Source organism: Myxococcus sp. AM011, assembly GCF_013372595.1.
Lineage (GTDB): Bacteria > Myxococcota > Myxococcia > Myxococcales > Myxococcaceae > Myxococcus > Myxococcus eversor.
On the sequence record NZ_JABXEM010000033.1, the window covers coordinates 39,328 to 56,361 of the forward strand.

Here is a 17,034-nt window from a genome sequence, read left to right on the forward strand (position 1 = left end):
GAGTCGTTCTCCAGGGGCGCCCGCACGGCGCCGGGGCTCGCGGAAGTAGCGCACTCACGCGGGGAAGGCGAGCGCCCCGCCTTCACGGCCCGTCCTGACACGAGGTCAGCTCTGGAAAACGTGAATCGCTGCTGCGCCGTGTCATGACTGAAAGTTACAGAAATCACACGTAGGCGGTTTGCTCGCACTTCACTGCGGTTGCTAGGACCCGCCTTGACCCCAAGAGGAGGTTGTCACCATGCGATACAACGTGTTGAGCGCGTTGCTGCTGGCCGGTCTGTTCGGCTGCGGCGACTCCGCGCTCGAGAAGCAACAGGGCTCCGGTCAGGAGACAGCGCAGGTCGTCCAGCAGCTCACGTCATCGACGCGGCCGGGCATGGGTGCCACCGTCTATTCGGGTGGCACGACGTTCCGCACCTGGGCTCCGCTGGCCAGTCGCGTCTTCGTGGCGGGCGACTTCAGCAGTTGGGGCTGGGTGGAGCTCGGCAACGAGTTCAACGGCAACTTCTCCGCCGACGTCGCGGGCGCGGTGAAGGGGCAGAAGTACAAGTTCGTCACGCGCAACCAGTGGGGCAGCGACGCTTGGCGCGCGGACCCGCGTTCGGCGTGGCAGGAGAACTCCACGGGCGCCAGCATCATCTACGACCAGGGCGAGTACTGGTGGAACGCGCAGCAGTTCAGCACGCCGGGCTTCAACGACATGGTCATCTACGAGATGCACGTGGGGACCTTCAACGACTCTCCGGGCTTCGGGCCGGGCAACTGGAACAGCGCCATCGCCAGGCTCGACCACGTGCGCGACTTGGGCATCAACATGGTCCAGGTGATGCCGGCGTACGAGTTCGCCGGGGACTTCTCCTGGGGCTACAACGCGGCCTTCCCGTTCGCGCCGGAGAGCGCCTACGGCTCGCCCAACGACATGAAGCGCTTCGTGGACGAGGCGCACTACCGGGGCATCGGCGTCATCTTCGACGTGGTGCACAACCACTACGGGCCCAGCGACCTGCCCATGTGGTGCTTCAGCGGTGACTGCCTGGGCAACGGCGGCGAGTACTTCTTCACGGACAGCCGCAAGGTGACGCCGTGGGGTGACACGCGTCCGGACTACGGCCGTCCCGAGGTGCGTGCGTACATCCGCGACTCGATGATGAACCTGACGGACAACTTCCGCGCGGACGGTCTGCGCTGGGATGCCACGAAGTACATGCGCACGATTGACGGCTCGGGTGACATCCCGTCGGCGTGGCAGGTGTTCCGCTCCATCAACCGCGAAATCAACGCGAACAAGCCCTGGAAGATCTCCATCGCCGAGGACTTCGGCGGCGGTGACTCCATCACCAACGACGCGACCAGCGACTTCGCGGGCGGCGCGGGCTTCGACGCGCAGTGGACGGCGGAGTTCGTGCACCCGGTGCGCACGGCGGTCATCGAGCAGAACGACGCGAACCGGAACATGTTCGCGGTGCGTGACGCGATTACCCAGCGCTTCAGCGGCCGGGCCCTCTCGCGCATCATCTACACGGAGAGCCACGACGAGGTGGCCAACGGCCATGCGCGCGTTCCCGAGGAGATCTGGCCGGGCAACGCGGGGAGCTGGGCTGCGAAGAAGCGTTCCACGCTGGCCGCGGGCATCGCCTTCACCTCGCCGGGCATCCCGATGATGTTCCAGGGCCAGGAGTTCCTGGAGGATGGTTTCTTCGCGGACGGCGACCCGCTGGACTGGGGCAAGCTGACCACCTACGGCGGCATCAAGACGCTGTACCGCGACCTCATCCGCCTGCGCCGCAACTGGAACAACAACACGCGCGGCCTGCGCGGTGGCAACGTCAACGTCCACCACGTCAACAACACCAACAAGCTGATTGCGTATCACCGCTGGGACAGTGGCGGTGGCGGGGATGACGTCGTCGTCGTCGCCAACTTCAGCGGCACCTACTACGCCAGCTACAACATCGGCTTCCCCCGGGCGGGGACGTGGTACCTGCGCTTCAACAGCGACTGGAACGGGTACTCGTCCGACTTCGGCAACACCGCGTCGGCGAACACCTCCACGAACGGCGGCACCAAGGACGGCATGGCCCAGAACGCCAGTTTCGCCATCGGTCCGTACTCGCTGCTCATCTTCTCGCAGTAGCGGATGGACAGGGACGTGGGCGCCCGTTGCCTCGCGGGGCGGGCGCCTGCGTCCTCAGACGGTGTAGCGACGGCCTTGCTGGAGCGGCTCGATGACGCTGGCCGCGGTGTCGAAGTCGTCGGGGTAGTGGATGAGGCGCATGCGGGCGCGCAGACCTTCGGGCAGTGCGGCGAGCTTCTCGTAGGGCGTGTGCACGCCATAGTTCGTCTCGTGGATGACCAGGTCCGCGCGTGACAGCCAGTCGATGAGGCCCTCGTCGAAGGCGGTGTCCGCGCTGTAGCCCAGGCACCGGCCTCCCGCGTGGATGCGCAGCGCGGTGGTGGGCACGTGGTGGTAGGTCATCCGGGCCTCGACGAGGAAGGGCCCGTGCCGCACGGCCGACTCGGTGGAGAGCGGCGTGTGCTCGAAGTAGTCCTCGAAGTGCTTCGGGTTGGGAGGCTCGCCCTTCTTCTCGATGAGGCACTCCATTCCGGCGGCCAGGTGGCCCTCCCAGAGGCGCTCGGCCACGTCTGGGTGGGTGAGCAGCTCCAGCTTCTTCTTGAGCACGAAGAAGGAGAAGTAGCCCAGGCCCTCCAGTCCGGACGCGTGGTCCGCGTGCAGGTGCGTGAGGGCCACGGCGCTGACGCGGTCCACATCGAGCGGGACGCCGGAGGACAGCGATGCCTCGCGCATCATCTTCCGGATGGGGTGGGGACAGTCGACCAGGAGGACCTGGTCCTCCGCCTCCACAGCGAGACAGGACGAGTAGTAGAGGGCGGAGAAGGCGTCACCGACGCCCAGGGGAGTGAAGGACAGGCTCATGGCTGACTCCGGAGGGACGGGTCGAGTCGCTCGCGCAGCTTCGCCGCGACGGCGGGAGGACAGAAGGCCGAAACGTCCTCGCCTCGGGCGACGCGCTGCTTGAGTCCGCTGCTGCTCACCTCGGCGAGGTGGGCTTCGGCGGGAAGGAAGAGGGTGGAGATTTCAGGCGCGAGGGCGCGGTTGTTCTGGGCGAGCTCCGTCTCGAACTGCGCATCGGTGGCGCCGCGCACGCCGCGAAGGAGGACGCTGGCGCCGATGTCCCGCGCGTAGTCGACGATGAGCCCTTGGGTCCACGCCACCGTGACGTTGGGGTGCATGGCCACGGCCTCGCGCACCAGGGCCATGCGCTCGTCTTGAGTGAGCAGGGTGTTCTTGGCGGGGTTGATGGCGACGACGACGACGACGTGGCCGAACAGTCGCGCGGCCTGCCGGACGACGGACAGGTGTCCCGCCGTGACGGGGTCGAAGCTGCCTGCGTAGACGGCGATGGTCATGACGACACCTCGGGCATCCCGGGCGTCAACTCCCGGGACGGGTGGAAGGCGAGTGCCACGTAGAGGGTGCCCGCGAGGCAGAGCAGGGCGGACAGGGCGAAGTGGCCGGGGTAGCCCAGGGCCTGCGCGCTGAAGCCGCTGACAGCCGCCGCCGCGCCGGTGGCGAGCACCACGAGCGAGGCCTGCACGGTGTAGTCGGTGGCGGCGTGCTCGGGTCGGCACGCGTCCATCATCGCGGTGAAGAGGGTGGCGGTGGCCATGCCGCTGGCCACGTGCTCCACCGCGCACACGGCGGTCAGCCAGGTCATCGACGAGGGGAAGCTGGCGACGAGGGCGTACAGCAGCACCGCAGTGGCCTGGATGACGCCGAAGAGGAGCAGTGCCCGGCGTCGTCCCAGTCGCGCCACCAGGCTGCCGCCGATGAGCGCGCCGAGGAGGCCCGCCGTGAAGCCCACGCCGCCCAAGAGCCACGCGATGTCCGTCAGTGTCAGGCCCCGGTCCACCAGGAAGGTGCGCAGCATGCCCGTGGCCAGCGCCTCGCCCGCCTTGTAGGCGACGAGCAGGAGGAGCCACGTCGTGGCACCGGGCTGGCGCCACCACCACGCGAGGCCCAGACTCGCGCGAGGAGACGGCTCGGTGGGGGGCTCGCGATAGAGGGCCACGGGTACGGTGGCGACGAGCAAGACCAGTCCGAGGGCGAGGAGCGTGGGACGCCAGCCCGCCTTGTCGAACACGGCGAGCATGACGCCGCCGCCCAGAATCATGCCCACGCGATAAGCGGCCACCTGGATGCCGTTGCCCCAGCCGCGCTCGGACGGCGAGAGCAGCGTCACCGCGAGCCCATCAGTGGCCACGTCCTGCGTCGCCGCGAGCAGGTTGACGCCGAGCACCGCCGCGAGCAGCAGGCGCGTGTCCACGGTGGACTCGGGCAGCGCGAGAGACAGCAACAGGCCCGCGCTGAGGCACTGCAACGGGAGGATGTAGCCGCGCCGCAGTCCCCAGCGCGCGGAGCCGTGCCGGTCCATGAAGGGCGCCCAGAGGAACTTCAGGGCCCACGGCAACGCGAGCAGGTGGGCCAGGCCGATGGCCGGAAGCGACAGGCCCTGGTGGCGCAGCAGCACCGGAAGCGCCTGGGTGAAGAAGCCGAACGGCAGGCCCTGCGAGAGATAGAGGCTCGACAGCAGACCCAGCTTCGTGGAGGTCTTCATGCGCCCTCCCGGGCCGCCGAGGTGTCGAGGAGGCCCGCGGCCATGTGCTTCACGGTGTTCGCCGCCGAGCCCACCGGCACCAGTCCGGGCGAGCTGGCCGAGAGGACGAAGTAGCCCTGCACCGCCGCGAAGAGTCCCGCCGCCAGCGCCCGCGCCTTGCGCTTGCCCACCAGCGTCGCCACCAGCGCCTCGAGCTGCTCCAGGTCCGCGCGCACCACCTGCTCGTAGGCGGCGCGGACCTCCGGCTGCCGAATCGCCTCCGCGCTGATGGTGACCCAGCCCGCCACCGCGCTCGTGTCCGCGTCCGCGCCCGTCGCGAGGAACGCATCCAGGAAGGCGTCGATGCGGCCGCGCGCGTCGTCAACGGCGAGTCGCTCAAAGCGCTTCGCCACCCGCGCCCGAGCGCGCGCCGCGAGCTGCTCCACCAGGACGAGCAGGATCTCCTGCTTGTCGCTGAAGTGGTAGTGCACCAGCCCCGGGCTCAGCCCCGCCGCCTTCGCGATTTCGTTGACCGAGGCCCGCTCGTAGCCGCGCTCCGACATGACGCGCAGCAGTCCCGAGACGATTTGCTGTCGGCGCTCCTCGGTGTTGGACGGACGGGGCATGATGGCCTTGTTTATTGGTTGTGTGACCAACTTATAAACAGGCGAGGCGGTGGTGTCAATCGCTCCAGGGGTGGCGAGGGAAGGTCAGCCCGGAGGGCCGAGGTCCATGTGGCTCGTGCTGATGGCCGTCCTGCGTCCGGAGACGAGCGCCTCGATTCCGACGGCGACGAGCTGTGGCACTTCCAGCGTGGGCAGGTGGCTGATGGCGGGCAGCTTCATGACGTGGAACCACGGATGGGTGGCGGCGAAGGCCACCTGGGTCTCCAGGTAGTCGTGCGCGTCCGGCTGCGAGTACAGGTGCAGGGTCGGCGTCGAGGGGCTCAGTCCAGCGAGCGCGCGCAGGGGTGAGCCCTCCCGCGAGTAGGCGGCGGCGATTTCGCGCGCGGCCCGGGCCCACATCTCCTCGGAGAACTCGAGCATGTCCTCGTGGACCGCGCTCAGGACGGCCTCGTTCTCCACGCCCCGGGTCCACTCCTGGAGCAGCTCGTCCCGGGTGCGTCCCCATCGCTCCGACATCAGGCCTCGCAGCGTCGCGAGGAAGGGAGGGGGAGGCTCGGTGACAATCCAGTCCAGCACGGCGAGCCGGGGGACTCGCTCGGCTCCCAGCTCGCGCCGCAGGTCCAACGCCCAGAAACCCGCGTGGGAGATGGCCACCGGCACCACCTGCTTCGCGCCGCTGGCCTCCACCACCGCGAGCAGGTCCTCGAGCACGGTGCCGCTGTCGAAGTCAGCCTCGCCGTGTTCGGACTCTCCGTGGCCTCGCAGGTCCACGCTGAGCACCCGGTGTCGCTCGGCGCAGAGGGGGACGAGCGGGGTGAAGACATCGCGGCGGGTGCACCAGCCGGGAATGAAGAGCAGCGTGAGCGCTCCCTGGCCGACGTCGTCATAGCGAATGCGGGCACCGTCCGCGGAGCGCACCTCGGGCATGTCTCCCCCTGTGGAACGAGGCTTCCATCCTCAGGTGGACATGCGCCCGGGGCGCGGCAGCAGGCGGGCGGGGAAGGGATGGAGGCCCGGGCCGCTCGGACTTGCCGAATCCGCTCGTCGGCGCGCCCCGTCAGAACGTCAGCAGCGTCGTCACCTTGTCGTGCCCCAGGCGCTTGTAGCCCTGGAGGAAGTCGAGGGTGATGAGGAAGCTGAAGCCGACCAGCTCGCCACCCAGTCGCTTCACCAGCTTCGCGGTGGCCTCCGCCGTGCCTCCGGTGGCGAGCACGTCATCCACCACCAGCACGCGCTCGCCCTGGAGGATGGCGTCCTCGTGCATCTCCACGCCGTCCGCGCCGTACTCCAGCGAGTAGCGCTCGACGATGGAGCGGTGGGGCAGCTTGCCCGGCTTGCGCGCGGGGACGAAGCCCGCGCCCAGCGCGAGGGCGATGGGGGCGCCCAGGAGGAACCCGCGGGCCTCCACTCCGACGACCTTGGTGAGGTGCTCGCCCCGGAACGGCGCGGCCATGGCGTTGATGACCCGGCCGAACAGGCGCGGGTCGGCGAGCACGGGGGTGATGTCCTTGAAGACGATGCCGGGCTTGGGGAAGTCGGGCACGTCTCGCAGGCGGGCGTTCAGGTCGGCGACGAGGGTGGTGTCGGGGATGCTCACGGCGGGCGCGGTCATTCGAAGACCTCCGGGTTGACGCAGTGGGGTGGCCGCCGTCCCTCCAGCGCGGCCAGCAGGTTGTCCACCGCCATGGAGGCCATGCGCCCCCGGGTGGCATGTGACGCGCTGGCGATGTGCGGCGCCAGCAGGACGTTGGGCAGGGTCATCAGCGGGCTGTCCAGAGGCAGGGGCTCGGGCTCCGTCACGTCCAGGGCCGCCCCGCCCAGCCTTCCCTCGCGAAGGGCGTCGACGAGGGCGTCCTGGTCGACGATTCCGCCGCGCGCCGTGTTGACGAGCAGCGCTCCCGGCTTCATCGCCGCCAGCTCCGCGCGTCCCACCCAGTGCTTCGTCGCGGGAGTCAGGGGGACATGCAGGGTGAGGATGTCCGCTTCGGCCAGGAGCGTGGCCTTGTCCACCTGGCGGGCGCCCGTCTGGGCCTCCAGCGCGGGCTTCGGCTCGCGGCTGGCGTACAGGATGCGCATCCCGAAGCCTCGGGCCCGCCTGGCCACCGCCGAGCCGATGGCCCCAGGGCCGACGATACCCAGGGTGGCGCCGTACACGTCCGTGCCCAGGAGGAGGGTGGGGCTCCAGGTCCGCCACTGGCCTGCCCGGACGAAGGCGTCCGCCTCCGCCACGCGCCGGGCCAGTCCCAGAATCAGGGCGAAGGCGAAGTCCGCGGAGGTCTCCGTGAGGGCGCCCGGGGTGTTTCCGACCGCCACGCGCCGCCCGGTACAGGCCGGAACGTCGATATTGTCGTAGCCGACCGCCACGTTGCTGACCACGCGGAGCCCTGGAGCGCAGTCAAGCAGGCGAGCGTCCACCCGGTCCGTCAGCAGGGTGACGAGCCCCTCGGCGAGGGCCGCCTGGGTCAGCAGGGCGTCACGGGAGGGTGGCAGTTCCTCCTCCCAGACGGACAGGTCCACGTGCCTGCTCAGTCGGCCGAGGGCCTCTCCAGGGAGCTGGCGGGTCACGAAGACACGGGGGCGGACGGTCCGGGCCATGGCGAGCGTTGATGGTCTCATAGCCTGATGTCGGTGGCTGCTTCCGCTGGCCGACTCATCCAAATTTCCCGCGAGCGGGAGCCCTCTTGCTGTGCTAGTGGCAGGGGTTCCCCGGCGCTTAGGAGCCAGGGGCCTGTGCCAGCCGTGCAATCCACCGCCGACATCCGAGACGCCCTCCCTCCTCAGGACACCCAGTGGCTCAGGGCCCTGAAGGCTGAAGTCCAACCCACCATCTTCAAGCAGGGCCGCGAGGTGGCTGAGTCCCGCCGCGTCTTCGGGCTCCAACGTGAAGGGGACCACATCCGCGCGCAGGTCGCCGGCTCCACGGGCGAGCGCTATGAAGTCGTGCTCGCGCTGGGAGACGGTCGAGCCACGTCCACCTGCACGTGTCGGTCGTGGAACGTCGATGGTCCCCACTGCAAGCATGTGGTGGCCGCCGCGCTCATCTACGCCGCGCGCTTCCGTCCGCCGCCCCGGCCTCAACCGGTGGTGGCGACGCCTGTCGAACCCACCGCGCCCAACGGCAACAACGAGGTGGTGGACAACGAAGTCCCCGTGGAGCCGGAAGGCCCCCCGGTGGACGCCGTCAACCTGCCGGCGCTCGCGAAGGTGGAGAGCTGGCTGGGCCTGTCCTCTCAGCCGGATTACGAGTTCTTCTACCGGCTGACGGCGGCGAACACGAACTCGGGCAGTCGCCAGTGGGTCGTGGACGTGCGTCGGCAGGACGCGCAGACCAAGGGTCCCATCCACGTCAAGCGGACCCTCCAGACCGGGGGACGCATCTCCCCGGCCGACGAGCGCGTCTTCATGGCGTTGTCCCGTCACGAGCATCGCTATGACTCGCGCATCGTCCTGTCGGACGAGGAGTTGAGCGAGGCGATGGACCTGCTGCGCCAGCGGCGGGTCATCTACCGGGGCACTGCGCTCATCAACACGGAAGTGCCCATCCGTCCGCAGATTCGGCTGGAGTCCCGGCCGGACGGCGCCACCGCGCGCATCGAGCTGCTCTTCCCGGACGGGCTGAGCTACTCGCTCAAGGACGTCATCATCCTGTCGGGCCGACGCACCTGGGTCATCCAGGCGCAGAACCTCCACCCCGTGGAGCCCGACTTCCCGCCCCGGCTGCTGCGCAAGTGGCTGCTGGAGCCCAGCATGTCCTTCCCCTCGGGACAGTTGGATCGGGTGCTGACGTTCTTCGCCGCGCACCTGCCGCGCTTCCGCATGTCGTTGAAGGCGGACGACATCGAGGTGGACGAGGCGGTGGAGCCGCACTTCGTGCTGACGCTCGAGGGCACTCCGGAGCGCGTGAAGGTGCAACTGGCCGCCCGCTACGGGCAGACGACGGCGCCGGTGTCACCCACGGCCACGCACCTGGGCTACGCCAGTGGCGTGGGCGGGGACAGCCGCAAGCTGTACCGCCGTCGAGAGGACCTGGAGCGCGCCGCGGGCAAGCTGCTCTTGGACCTGGGGCTGCGCTTCGAGCCGCAGGCGCAGGTCTTCGACGCGACGGGCGACGTGGCGCTGGAGTTCTGGGCGCGCGGACTGGCCTCGTTGCCGGAGGCGTGGGAGCGCTTCGGTGTGCAGGCGCCCAAGGTGCGGCTGCGCCCCAAGCTCAAGCCGCGCATCCGCGTGGGCATGAGCGGCGTGCAGTGGTTCGACCTGGACGCCGAGTTCGTCACGGATGACCAGGCGGTGGACCTGGGCGCGGTGCGCATGTGGCTGGACTCCGGCCGCAAGTTCGTGCCGCTGAAGGACGGTTCGTTCGCCGAAGCGGACCCGGCCGAAATCAAGCGCGTGGCGGACCTGCTCGAAGAGGCGGGTGCGCTGCCAGGGCGCTCTCGCACGCGGCTGCCGCTGCATCAGGCGGTGGCGTTGGACCTGCTCGCGGACCTGGGTGAGTTCACCGAGGTGGAGGCGAAGGCGCGGCAGGCGATGCTGGAGCTGCGCGAGACGGCGGGCGTTCCGAAGGTGGCGGTGCCCGACGGGCTCCATGCCACGCTCCGGCACTACCAGGAGGCGGGCCTGTCCTGGCTCTGGTTCCTGCGCCGCCATGGCCTGTCCGGCATCCTCGCGGACGACATGGGCTTGGGAAAGACGGTCCAGTCGCTCAGCCTCCTGCAGAAGATGGCGAACGAAGAGGGGCGCAAGCCGTCGCTCGTCGTCGCGCCCACCAGCGTGCTCGCCAACTGGGAGCGCGAGGCGGAGCGCTTCACGCCGGGCCTCAAGGTCATGGTGTGGCACGGGCAGGACCGCAAGGAGCGCGCCGAGGACCTGAAGGAGATGGACCTGGTCCTCACGTCCTACGCGCTGGTGCGAAGGGACTTGGATCAGCTGTCCCAGGTGGGCTTCCGCTTCGTGATTCTGGACGAGGCGCAGAACATCAAGAACGCGGACAGCGCCACGGCGCAGGCGTGCAAGTCGCTTCCGAGCGACACGCGCCTGGCGCTCACCGGTACGCCGCTGGAGAACCGGCTGTCGGAGCTGTGGAGCATCTTCGACTTCCTCATGCCGGGCTTCCTCGGCAGCGCGGACAGCTTCAGCGACCGGTACGAGCAGCCCATCCAGGTGGCGAACGATGCCTCCGCGAGGGACAGGCTGCGCCGGCGCATCCAGCCCTTCATCCTGCGTCGCCTGAAGACGGAGGTGGCCAAGGACCTGCCGCCGAAGACGGAGAGCGTCGCCTGGTGCGAGATGGAGCCGGGTCAGGCCGCCCTCTATCGCGAGGTGATGGAGGAGAGCCGCCGCAAGGTCAGCGAGAGCATCGAGAAGGTCGGCTTCAAGCGCAGCCGCGTGTCGATTCTCGCCGCGCTGATGCGGCTGCGGCAGGTGTGTTGTGATCCGCGCCTGCTCAAGATGCCGCCGGGCACGCTGTTGCCGCCCAGCGCCAAGGTCGAGCGCTTCATGGAGCTGGTGGAGGACCTGGTGGCGGAAGGCCACCGGGCCCTGGTGTTCAGCCAGTTCACGGAGATGCTGGAGCTGCTCAAGCAGGAGGCGGACAAGAAGGGCCTGCGCTACCTCTACCTGGACGGTCGCACCAAGGACCGCATGGGCAAGGTGGACGAGTACAACCGCCCGGACGGACCGCCCCTGTTCTTCATCTCGTTGAAGGCGGGTGGCACCGGCCTCAACCTCACCGCGGCCGACTACGTCATCCACTTCGACCCGTGGTGGAACCCGGCCGTCGAGGACCAGGCCACGGACCGTACGCACCGCATCGGTCAGACGCGCGCCGTCATCAGCTACAAGCTGATTACGCGCGGCACGGTGGAGGAGAAGATCCTCTCCCTCCAGCGTCGCAAGCGAGACCTCGCCGCCGGAGTGCTCGGTGGTGACGGTGACGAGATGGCGAGGACGCTCACCGAGCAGGACATCCAGGAGCTCTTCACCGAGAGCCAGACCTGAGACGGAGGGGATGGTTGGGGTTCCGACGGAACCCCGCCTCCCCCGCCCGCCATCCGTGCGGCTGACCAGAACGCCTGTGCAGTGTCAGTGGGACCTGCTAGGGTGTTCAGTGCCAGGGCCGTCGTACGGACATTGGAGGGCGCGCGTGCTGCTGGGTCTGCGGATTTCGAACGTGGCGGTGATCGAGGAGGTGGAGGTGGCGTTCGGAGCCGGCCTCACCGTCCTCACGGGTGAGACAGGTGCGGGCAAGTCCATCCTCGTGGATTCATTGGGCCTGCTGCTGGGAGGCAGGGCGGACGCGGATGTCATCCGCGCCGGCTGCGAGGAGGCGTCCGTGGAGGGCGTCTTCGCGCGCACGCCGGTGCTGGGCGCGCGCCTGGAGGAGTTGGGCCTTCCAGACCTGGGCGAGGAGGTGCTGGTGCGCCGCGTGTTGGGGCGCACCGGAAGGGGCAAGGTCTACGTCAACGGCGCCCTCGTCACGGTGGGGGTGCTGGCCAAGCTGACGCGGGGGGCGGTGGACCTCGCGGGGCAGCACGAGCACGTCAGCCTCTTCGACTCGGGTCTGCACCGGGTGCTGCTCGACAGGTACGGGGAGGTGGAGGAGGCGCTCGCGGCCTACTTCGGGGAGTACTCCGCGCTGCGGGAGGTGGACGCGCGCATGGAGGCCCTGGGTGGGGACGAGGCCAAGGTGCGGGATCGCGCGGAGTTCCTGCGCTTCCAGCTCGACGAAATCACGCGCATCGACCCGGAGCCCGGCGAGGACGTGAAGCTGGACGCCGAGCGCAAGCGGCTGTCGAGCGCGGAGAAGCTCAAGCGCCTGGGCGCGGAGGCGGAGCTGCTGGTGGCCGGGGAGGAAGCCTCGGCCCTGGAGACGGTGGGCCGGGCCCTGGGCCTGGTGCACGACGCGGTGAAGTGCGACGCGACGCTTTCGCCGGTGGCCCAGTCGCTGAGCACGGCCCTGTCGGAGCTGGAGGAGGCGCAGCGGCGGCTCAACCGGTACGTGGAGGGGCTGGAGTCTGACCCGACGCGGCTGGCGGACGTGGACGAGCGGCTGGATGGCCTCAAGCGGCTGTGCCGCAAGCACGGCGCCACGCTGGATGGCGTGCTGAAGAAGCGCGGCGAAATCGAGACCGAGCTGGGCACGCTGGAGAACCGCCAGGAGGTGCTGGAGGAGCTGGCCTCGGAGCGGCGCAAGGTGGAGGAGCGGGCGCGCAAGGCGGCCCGGGCGCTGTCGAAGGCCCGCACGAAGAGCGCCGTCGAGTTCTCCGCTCAGGTGCGCGAGGGCCTGGGGCACCTGGCCATGGGCAAGGCGGCCTTCGAGGTGCGCGTGACGCCCGGGGAGACGCTGCGTCCGGACGGAGCGGACGAGGTGGAGTTCTACTTCAGCGCGAACCCCGGCGAGCCGGCGCGGCCCCTGGCGAAGGTGGCCTCGGGTGGCGAGGCGAGCCGGTTGCTCTTGGCCCTGAAGCGGGCCCTGGCGGGCAGCGACGCGTGTGGCTGCTACGTGCTGGACGAGGCCGACGCGGGCGTCAGCGGCGCGATTGCGGACGTGGTGGGGCGGATGATCAAGGAGGTGAGCGGCCACCGTCAGGTGCTCTGCATCACCCATCTGCCCCAGGTGGCGGCCTACGCGGACGCCCACCTGCTCATCCGCAAGGCGGTGAAGGCGGAGCGAACCGTCTCCCAGGTGACTGTTCTGGCGGCGGGCGCGGACCGCACGCGGGAGCTGGCTCGGATGATGTCCGGCGTGGAGGTCACCCGGGAGGCCCTGGGCGCCGCGGAGGCCCTGGTGCGCTCGGCCCACCGTTCCCTGGGGGCGCCGAGGACTCGGAGGGAGTCCGGACCCGAGGGCGGACCCCGTGGCCGCCTCCGAAGATTGGCTTGACGCGCTGCAAGGTCATCCGTGTCCTTGCCCCATCGGTGGGTCTCACATAGCATCATTAGTGTGTCCAACACCGCAGGGCAGACCGCGGCCTCCCGCCTGAAAGTCGTTTCCGCTGGCCTGACGGATGTCGGGCGGAAGCGCAATCACAACGAGGACAGCTTCCTCATCGACGATGAGCTCCAGCTCTACGTCGTGGCGGATGGAATGGGCGGCCATGCCGGCGGCGGTACCGCGTCGCGCATCGCCGTCGAGACCATCGACAAGGAGCTCCGACGAGCTCGGGAGGGCAAGGACAACCCGTTCCTTTCCGTGCCGAACTTGCAGGACTCACCGATACCGGAGGCCCTGCGCACGGCCGTGGAGAAGGCGTGTCTCGCCATCTACACGGCGGCGCAGGAAGACCCACGGTTGTCGGGCATGGGCACCACGGTGATTTCGCTCGTGGTGCGCGAGGAGCACGCCTTCTTCGCCCACGTGGGCGACAGTCGCGCGTACCTCATCCGGGGCGACCTCATCCAGCAGATCTCCGAGGACCACTCGCTGGTCAACGAGCAGATCAAGGCCGGAATGATTACCCCCGAGGAGGCCAAGCACTCCCGGTACAAGAACATCATCACCCGCTCCGTGGGCTTCGAAGAGGAGGTCCAGGTGGACGTGATGGGTCTCGTCTCCGAGCCCGGCGACGTGTTCCTGCTCTGCTCGGACGGCCTCGCCAACATGCTCGAGGACCGCGAAATCCACGAAGTGGTGGCCCAGGCCCCGAGCTTCGAGGAAGTGCCCAAGCGCCTCGTCGACTTCGCCAACGAGCGTGGCGGCGACGACAACATCACCGTCATCGTGGTGCGGGTCGCCCCCTGAGGTACCCGGCCCCGGGGCCGACAAACACCGCGTCAGGTCACTGTTGACCTTGACACTCTTGGAAACTGAATGGTAGCTGCCCAAACGTTTCCAATCCGGGCAGACGTCGCCCGGAGACGAAGTCGGCGGGGTGTGGCGGTGGGGGGAGGTGTTGGGCGACAGGGAGCGACTTAGCTTCTGGCGCCGGATGTCCCACGCAAGCAGGGAGCTGTCCCGTGGCGAAAAAGTCCTTCACGTTGATGGTGATCCCGGACCATGACGCGCCGGTGAAGCGGTACACCATCCAACGCTCGTTCCTGATGCAGGTGGGGATGGGGTTGATGCTGGTGGTGGGACTGAGCGCGGGTGCGAGCATCCACTACTTCCAGGTGGCGGCGGACGCCTCCGAGAACCGCATCCTCCGCGAGGAGAACCTGACGCTGCGCTCGCAGCTCAAGTCGGTGCGGGAGCGAATCGAGCACATCGGCTCCACGTTGGACCGGGTGGAGCGCTTCGACCAGAAGCTCCGGGCGATGACGCTGCTGTCGGATCCGCAGCGCAACCTGGCCATGGGTCCCACGGAGCCGGAGGCGGGCACCCAGGTGCCGGCGACGGACACCCAGTTCACCCAGCTCACCACGACGGAGACGCCCAAGTTGCTGATGGGCCGCCTGGACAAGCTGAGCGCGGAGGCCACCCGTCAGGAGCAGAGCCTCCAGGAACTGCAGGCGTACTTCCAGGACCAGAAGTCGCTCCTGGCCTCCACGCCGTCCGTCTGGCCCGCGCGTGGTTGGGTGACGAGCGACTTCGGTCAGCGCGTGGACCCGTACACCGCCGACCGCGTCATGCACGCCGGTCTCGATATCGCCGCGCCCCACGGGAAGGAAGTCTTCTCGCCGTCGGACGGCACGGTGGTGTTCGCGGGCCTGGAGGGTGGCTACGGCAACGTCATCGTCGTGGACCACGGCTATGGCATCAAGACGCGCTATGGCCACCTGGCGAAGATGCTGGTGAAGGCGGGCGACAGGGTGAAGCGCGGCGCGCTCATCGCCGCGGTCGGCAACACGGGCCGCTCCACCGGACCGCACCTGCACTACGAGGTCCGCGTCAACGGCATCCCCCAGAACCCGCGGAAGTTCATCCTCGAGGAGTAGTCCTCGGGGAGTGTGGTGCCTCCCGAGCCCGGCTCGGGAGCGTGGCTGTCCCAGCAGACCCCAGGGACGTCGGGCCGCTCTGGCTCGCCCCTGGGAGGCCCTGCTTCCCTTCTTCAGCGTGAGAGCGTGGCGGGCCCGGGGATGGATGCATCCAACCGGAGTCGTCGCTGCTGGAGTCCATCGGCGCGACCGCTGCGCTGCATGACGTGGGCGCGCTCCAGCTCCGCCCAGAGCAGCGGCCCCAGCACCTGCCAGTGCGAGGGCGAATCCACCGTCACCTCCAGCAGGCTGACCGTCCAGCTTGGCGCCTCGGCGTCGGGCGTGCCCTCGGGGAGCACCCGGCGCACGTCGCGCGAGAGGCGCTCGTGGGTGGGGCCGGCCAGGTCCGCGCTGACGGTGAGCTGGGAGGTGGGGACCAGCAGCGCCGCGAAGGCGTCCGGGTGGAGGCGAAGCACCTTGGCGCCCGGGTACTGCGCGGCGAGCGACTCCACGGTGGCACGCAGAATCGCGTCGCCGGTGGCGAAGCCGAAGCGGGCGTTGAGGGAGATCATCTCCTTCACGTCGGCGATGACCGCGCCCACGCGCCACCCGTCATGGTGCGCGTGCGTGGACAAGTCGTACTCCTCCTTCAGGAGGTTGCCCTGGGTGAGGGCGGGCACCTGGAGCGCGCCCGTCTTCGGGTCCGGGTGGCCTCGGCGGGCCTGCTCGGCCTGGAGGAGCACCTCGACGGCGGCCTGCACGGGCGCCTGGGGGCTGCGGGTCAGCACCCAGGGGTGGAGGGCGATGAGGGCGGTGGCGGTGGCGTCGTCGAGCGGGTAGGGCATCTTGCTCGCATCTCTAGCGCGTCGCGCGTCCTCGCGCAGGGGCTTCCCGTCAGCGCAGCCGGTGGGCCGTCACCGTCACTTCATCCCGGTCATGGTAGAGCTGCCGGACGGTGAGCCCCTCCCAGCCGCCCTCCTCGACGAGCGTGTGGCGCACGCGCAGAAGGACGGGGTTCTTGTCCTTCATGGGCAGCTTGATGTTGGCGACGAGGTGGCTCGCCCAGCCCCGGCGCCCCCACTTGGCCAGCAACTGGGCCACCTCCAGCGGACGCCACGCCATGTCGCAGAAGAGCCAGTCCGCGCTCTCCTCGGGGGCGTAGGAGAAGGCGCTCTCCTGGATGTGCTTCACCCGGCCATTCGAGGCCAGCTCGGGCATCAGCTTCGCCGGGTCCACCGCCACGACTTTCGCGCCCCGGGCCACCAGTCGCTGCGTCCACCCGCCAGGCGCCGCGCCCAGGTCCACGCAGACGTCGCCTCGTCCCGGCTCGAAGGCCAGCCCGTCCAGCGCCTCCTCCAGCTTCATGGCGGCTCGGGAGGGGGACTCCACCTCCCGGCGCATCCGCCGCCGCCCACCGGGGGCCAGGGACAGCGCCTCCCGCGCGGAGACGGCGCCCACGGCCGTCACGCCGTCGGGGGCCACGCACAGCGCCACCAGCCGGGCGCCGGACTCCCGGGCCCGCGCCGTGTCCTCGAGCAGCCGCTCCGCCGGCAGTCGCGCGCGCACCGCCGCCTCCAGTGCCTCCGCGGGCGCCGCCAGCGTGTTGCCCCGGGGAGTGTCAGGCGTGAAGGCCTGGAGGACCCAGGGGCCCGCCCCTGGCATGGCGAGGATGGCCCGGGCCGCCGCGTCGGCGTGGGCCTCCGGGGTGCCAGGGGGGAGCGCGGCGACCACCCGCCAGGCGGCGCGCGCGAAGGCGGGGACCAGGCCGGGCTGGGAGTCGCTCTCCACCAGCGCCTCGCCAAGCAGGCGAGGGGCCATGCCCGCCCAGGCCAGCTCCTCGAAGAGGTGGGGCTCGAAGCCGGCCCGGCAGGTCCACAGCCAGCGCCCGACCTGGGGAGGCTGGGTCTGTGCGGGCATGGGGGGAATGCGCGCCCTGGGAG

Annotated in this window: 14 protein-coding genes; 5 read left to right on the top strand and 9 right to left on the bottom strand. The window is 69.6% G+C overall.

Translation table 11 applies throughout. The features are described 5' to 3' along the window. The first annotated feature begins 238 nt into the window (after positions 1 to 238). Positions 239 to 2,134, top strand: a complete 1,896-nt coding sequence (locus HUW62_RS09530) for an alpha-amylase family glycosyl hydrolase (RefSeq protein WP_163861346.1) — start codon at positions 239 to 241, stop codon at positions 2,132 to 2,134. 54 nt (positions 2,135 to 2,188) lie between these two features. Here HUW62_RS09530 and HUW62_RS09535 read toward each other — a convergent pair whose 3' ends face one another. The 7 genes from HUW62_RS09535 to HUW62_RS09565 all read right to left on the bottom strand — a co-directional run bounded on the left by HUW62_RS09535 (position 2,189) and on the right by HUW62_RS09565 (position 7,837). Continuing rightward, the gene (locus HUW62_RS09535; protein ID WP_163861349.1) at positions 2,189 to 2,935 is read right to left on the bottom strand and encodes an MBL fold metallo-hydrolase; all 747 of its coding nucleotides are present in this window, start codon (positions 2,933 to 2,935) and stop codon (positions 2,189 to 2,191) included. Then, positions 2,932 to 3,429, bottom strand: coding sequence for a pantetheine-phosphate adenylyltransferase (gene coaD / locus HUW62_RS09540; protein ID WP_163861352.1), 498 nt, complete (start codon positions 3,427 to 3,429; stop codon positions 2,932 to 2,934). The genes HUW62_RS09535 and coaD overlap by 4 nt, the downstream gene beginning before the upstream one ends. Beyond that, positions 3,426 to 4,637: an MFS transporter gene (locus tag HUW62_RS09545; protein ID WP_176434237.1), complete on the bottom strand. Its 1,212-nt coding sequence runs from the start codon at positions 4,635 to 4,637 to the stop codon at positions 3,426 to 3,428. Before HUW62_RS09545 ends, coaD begins: the two co-directional genes overlap by 4 nt. After that, positions 4,634 to 5,242 carry a TetR/AcrR family transcriptional regulator gene (locus HUW62_RS09550; RefSeq protein ID WP_163861358.1) on the bottom strand — a complete coding sequence of 203 codons (609 nt, stop codon included), beginning with the start codon at positions 5,240 to 5,242 and terminating at the stop codon, positions 4,634 to 4,636. The genes HUW62_RS09545 and HUW62_RS09550 overlap by 4 nt, the downstream gene beginning before the upstream one ends. 84 nt (positions 5,243 to 5,326) lie before the next feature. After that, entirely contained in the window at positions 5,327 to 6,169 is an 843-nt protein-coding gene (locus HUW62_RS09555; protein ID WP_163861361.1) for an alpha/beta fold hydrolase, read from the bottom strand. Positions 6,170 to 6,299: 130 nt separating this feature from the next. Beyond that, a complete protein-coding gene (locus HUW62_RS09560) occupies positions 6,300 to 6,854 on the bottom strand; it encodes an adenine phosphoribosyltransferase (RefSeq protein WP_163861363.1) in 555 nt (184 codons plus the stop codon). After that, on the bottom strand, positions 6,851 to 7,837 hold the full coding sequence (locus HUW62_RS09565; RefSeq protein WP_176434238.1) for a D-glycerate dehydrogenase: 987 nt from the start codon (positions 7,835 to 7,837) through the stop codon (positions 6,851 to 6,853). The genes HUW62_RS09560 and HUW62_RS09565 overlap by 4 nt, the downstream gene beginning before the upstream one ends. 144 nt (positions 7,838 to 7,981) lie before the next feature. Here HUW62_RS09565 and HUW62_RS09570 point away from each other — a divergent pair, with 144 nt between their 5' ends. From HUW62_RS09570 to HUW62_RS09585, 4 genes are all read left to right on the top strand, one after another. Beyond that, a complete protein-coding gene (locus HUW62_RS09570; RefSeq protein ID WP_163862736.1) occupies positions 7,982 to 11,239 on the top strand; it encodes an SNF2-related protein in 3,258 nt (1,085 codons plus the stop codon). A 145-nt stretch (positions 11,240 to 11,384) separates the two neighbouring features. Next, on the top strand, positions 11,385 to 13,124 hold the full coding sequence (gene recN, locus HUW62_RS09575; RefSeq protein WP_163861369.1) for a DNA repair protein RecN: 1,740 nt from the start codon (positions 11,385 to 11,387) through the stop codon (positions 13,122 to 13,124). A 60-nt stretch (positions 13,125 to 13,184) separates the two neighbouring features. Beyond that, complete coding sequence (locus HUW62_RS09580) at positions 13,185 to 13,982, top strand: Stp1/IreP family PP2C-type Ser/Thr phosphatase (protein WP_176434239.1); 798 nt, start codon at positions 13,185 to 13,187, stop codon at positions 13,980 to 13,982. A 215-nt stretch (positions 13,983 to 14,197) separates the two neighbouring features. Further along, the gene (locus tag HUW62_RS09585; protein ID WP_163861375.1) at positions 14,198 to 15,115 is read left to right on the top strand and encodes a M23 family metallopeptidase; all 918 of its coding nucleotides are present in this window, start codon (positions 14,198 to 14,200) and stop codon (positions 15,113 to 15,115) included. A gap of 113 nt (positions 15,116 to 15,228) precedes the next feature. Here HUW62_RS09585 and HUW62_RS09590 read toward each other — a convergent pair whose 3' ends face one another. Further along, the gene (locus HUW62_RS09590; protein WP_163861378.1) at positions 15,229 to 15,939 is read right to left on the bottom strand and encodes a diguanylate cyclase; all 711 of its coding nucleotides are present in this window, start codon (positions 15,937 to 15,939) and stop codon (positions 15,229 to 15,231) included. A gap of 49 nt (positions 15,940 to 15,988) precedes the next feature. Next, the coding region (gene rlmM, locus HUW62_RS09595; protein ID WP_255203329.1) for a 23S rRNA (cytidine(2498)-2'-O)-methyltransferase RlmM at positions 15,989 to 17,034 on the bottom strand (1,046 nt) is incomplete at its 5' end.

What these genes read in the sequence shown, in the direction of transcription:
- HUW62_RS09590 (WP_163861378.1), bottom strand. Translation starts at nt 15,939, where the DNA reads ATGCCCTACCCGCTCGACGACGCCACCGCCACCGCCCTCATCGCCCTC.
- coaD (WP_163861352.1), bottom strand. Translation starts at nt 3,429, where the DNA reads ATGACCATCGCCGTCTACGCAGGCAGCTTCGACCCCGTCACGGCGGGA.
- HUW62_RS09545 (WP_176434237.1), bottom strand. Translation starts at nt 4,637, where the DNA reads ATGAAGACCTCCACGAAGCTGGGTCTGCTGTCGAGCCTCTATCTCTCG.
- HUW62_RS09565 (WP_176434238.1), bottom strand. Translation starts at nt 7,837, where the DNA reads ATGGCCCGGACCGTCCGCCCCCGTGTCTTCGTGACCCGCCAGCTCCCT.
- HUW62_RS09550 (WP_163861358.1), bottom strand. Translation starts at nt 5,242, where the DNA reads ATGCCCCGTCCGTCCAACACCGAGGAGCGCCGACAGCAAATCGTCTCG.
- HUW62_RS09535 (WP_163861349.1), bottom strand. Translation starts at nt 2,935, where the DNA reads ATGAGCCTGTCCTTCACTCCCCTGGGCGTCGGTGACGCCTTCTCCGCC.
- HUW62_RS09560 (WP_163861363.1), bottom strand. Translation starts at nt 6,854, where the DNA reads ATGACCGCGCCCGCCGTGAGCATCCCCGACACCACCCTCGTCGCCGAC.
- HUW62_RS09530 (WP_163861346.1), top strand. Translation starts at nt 239, where the DNA reads ATGCGATACAACGTGTTGAGCGCGTTGCTGCTGGCCGGTCTGTTCGGC.
- HUW62_RS09555 (WP_163861361.1), bottom strand. Translation starts at nt 6,169, where the DNA reads ATGCCCGAGGTGCGCTCCGCGGACGGTGCCCGCATTCGCTATGACGAC.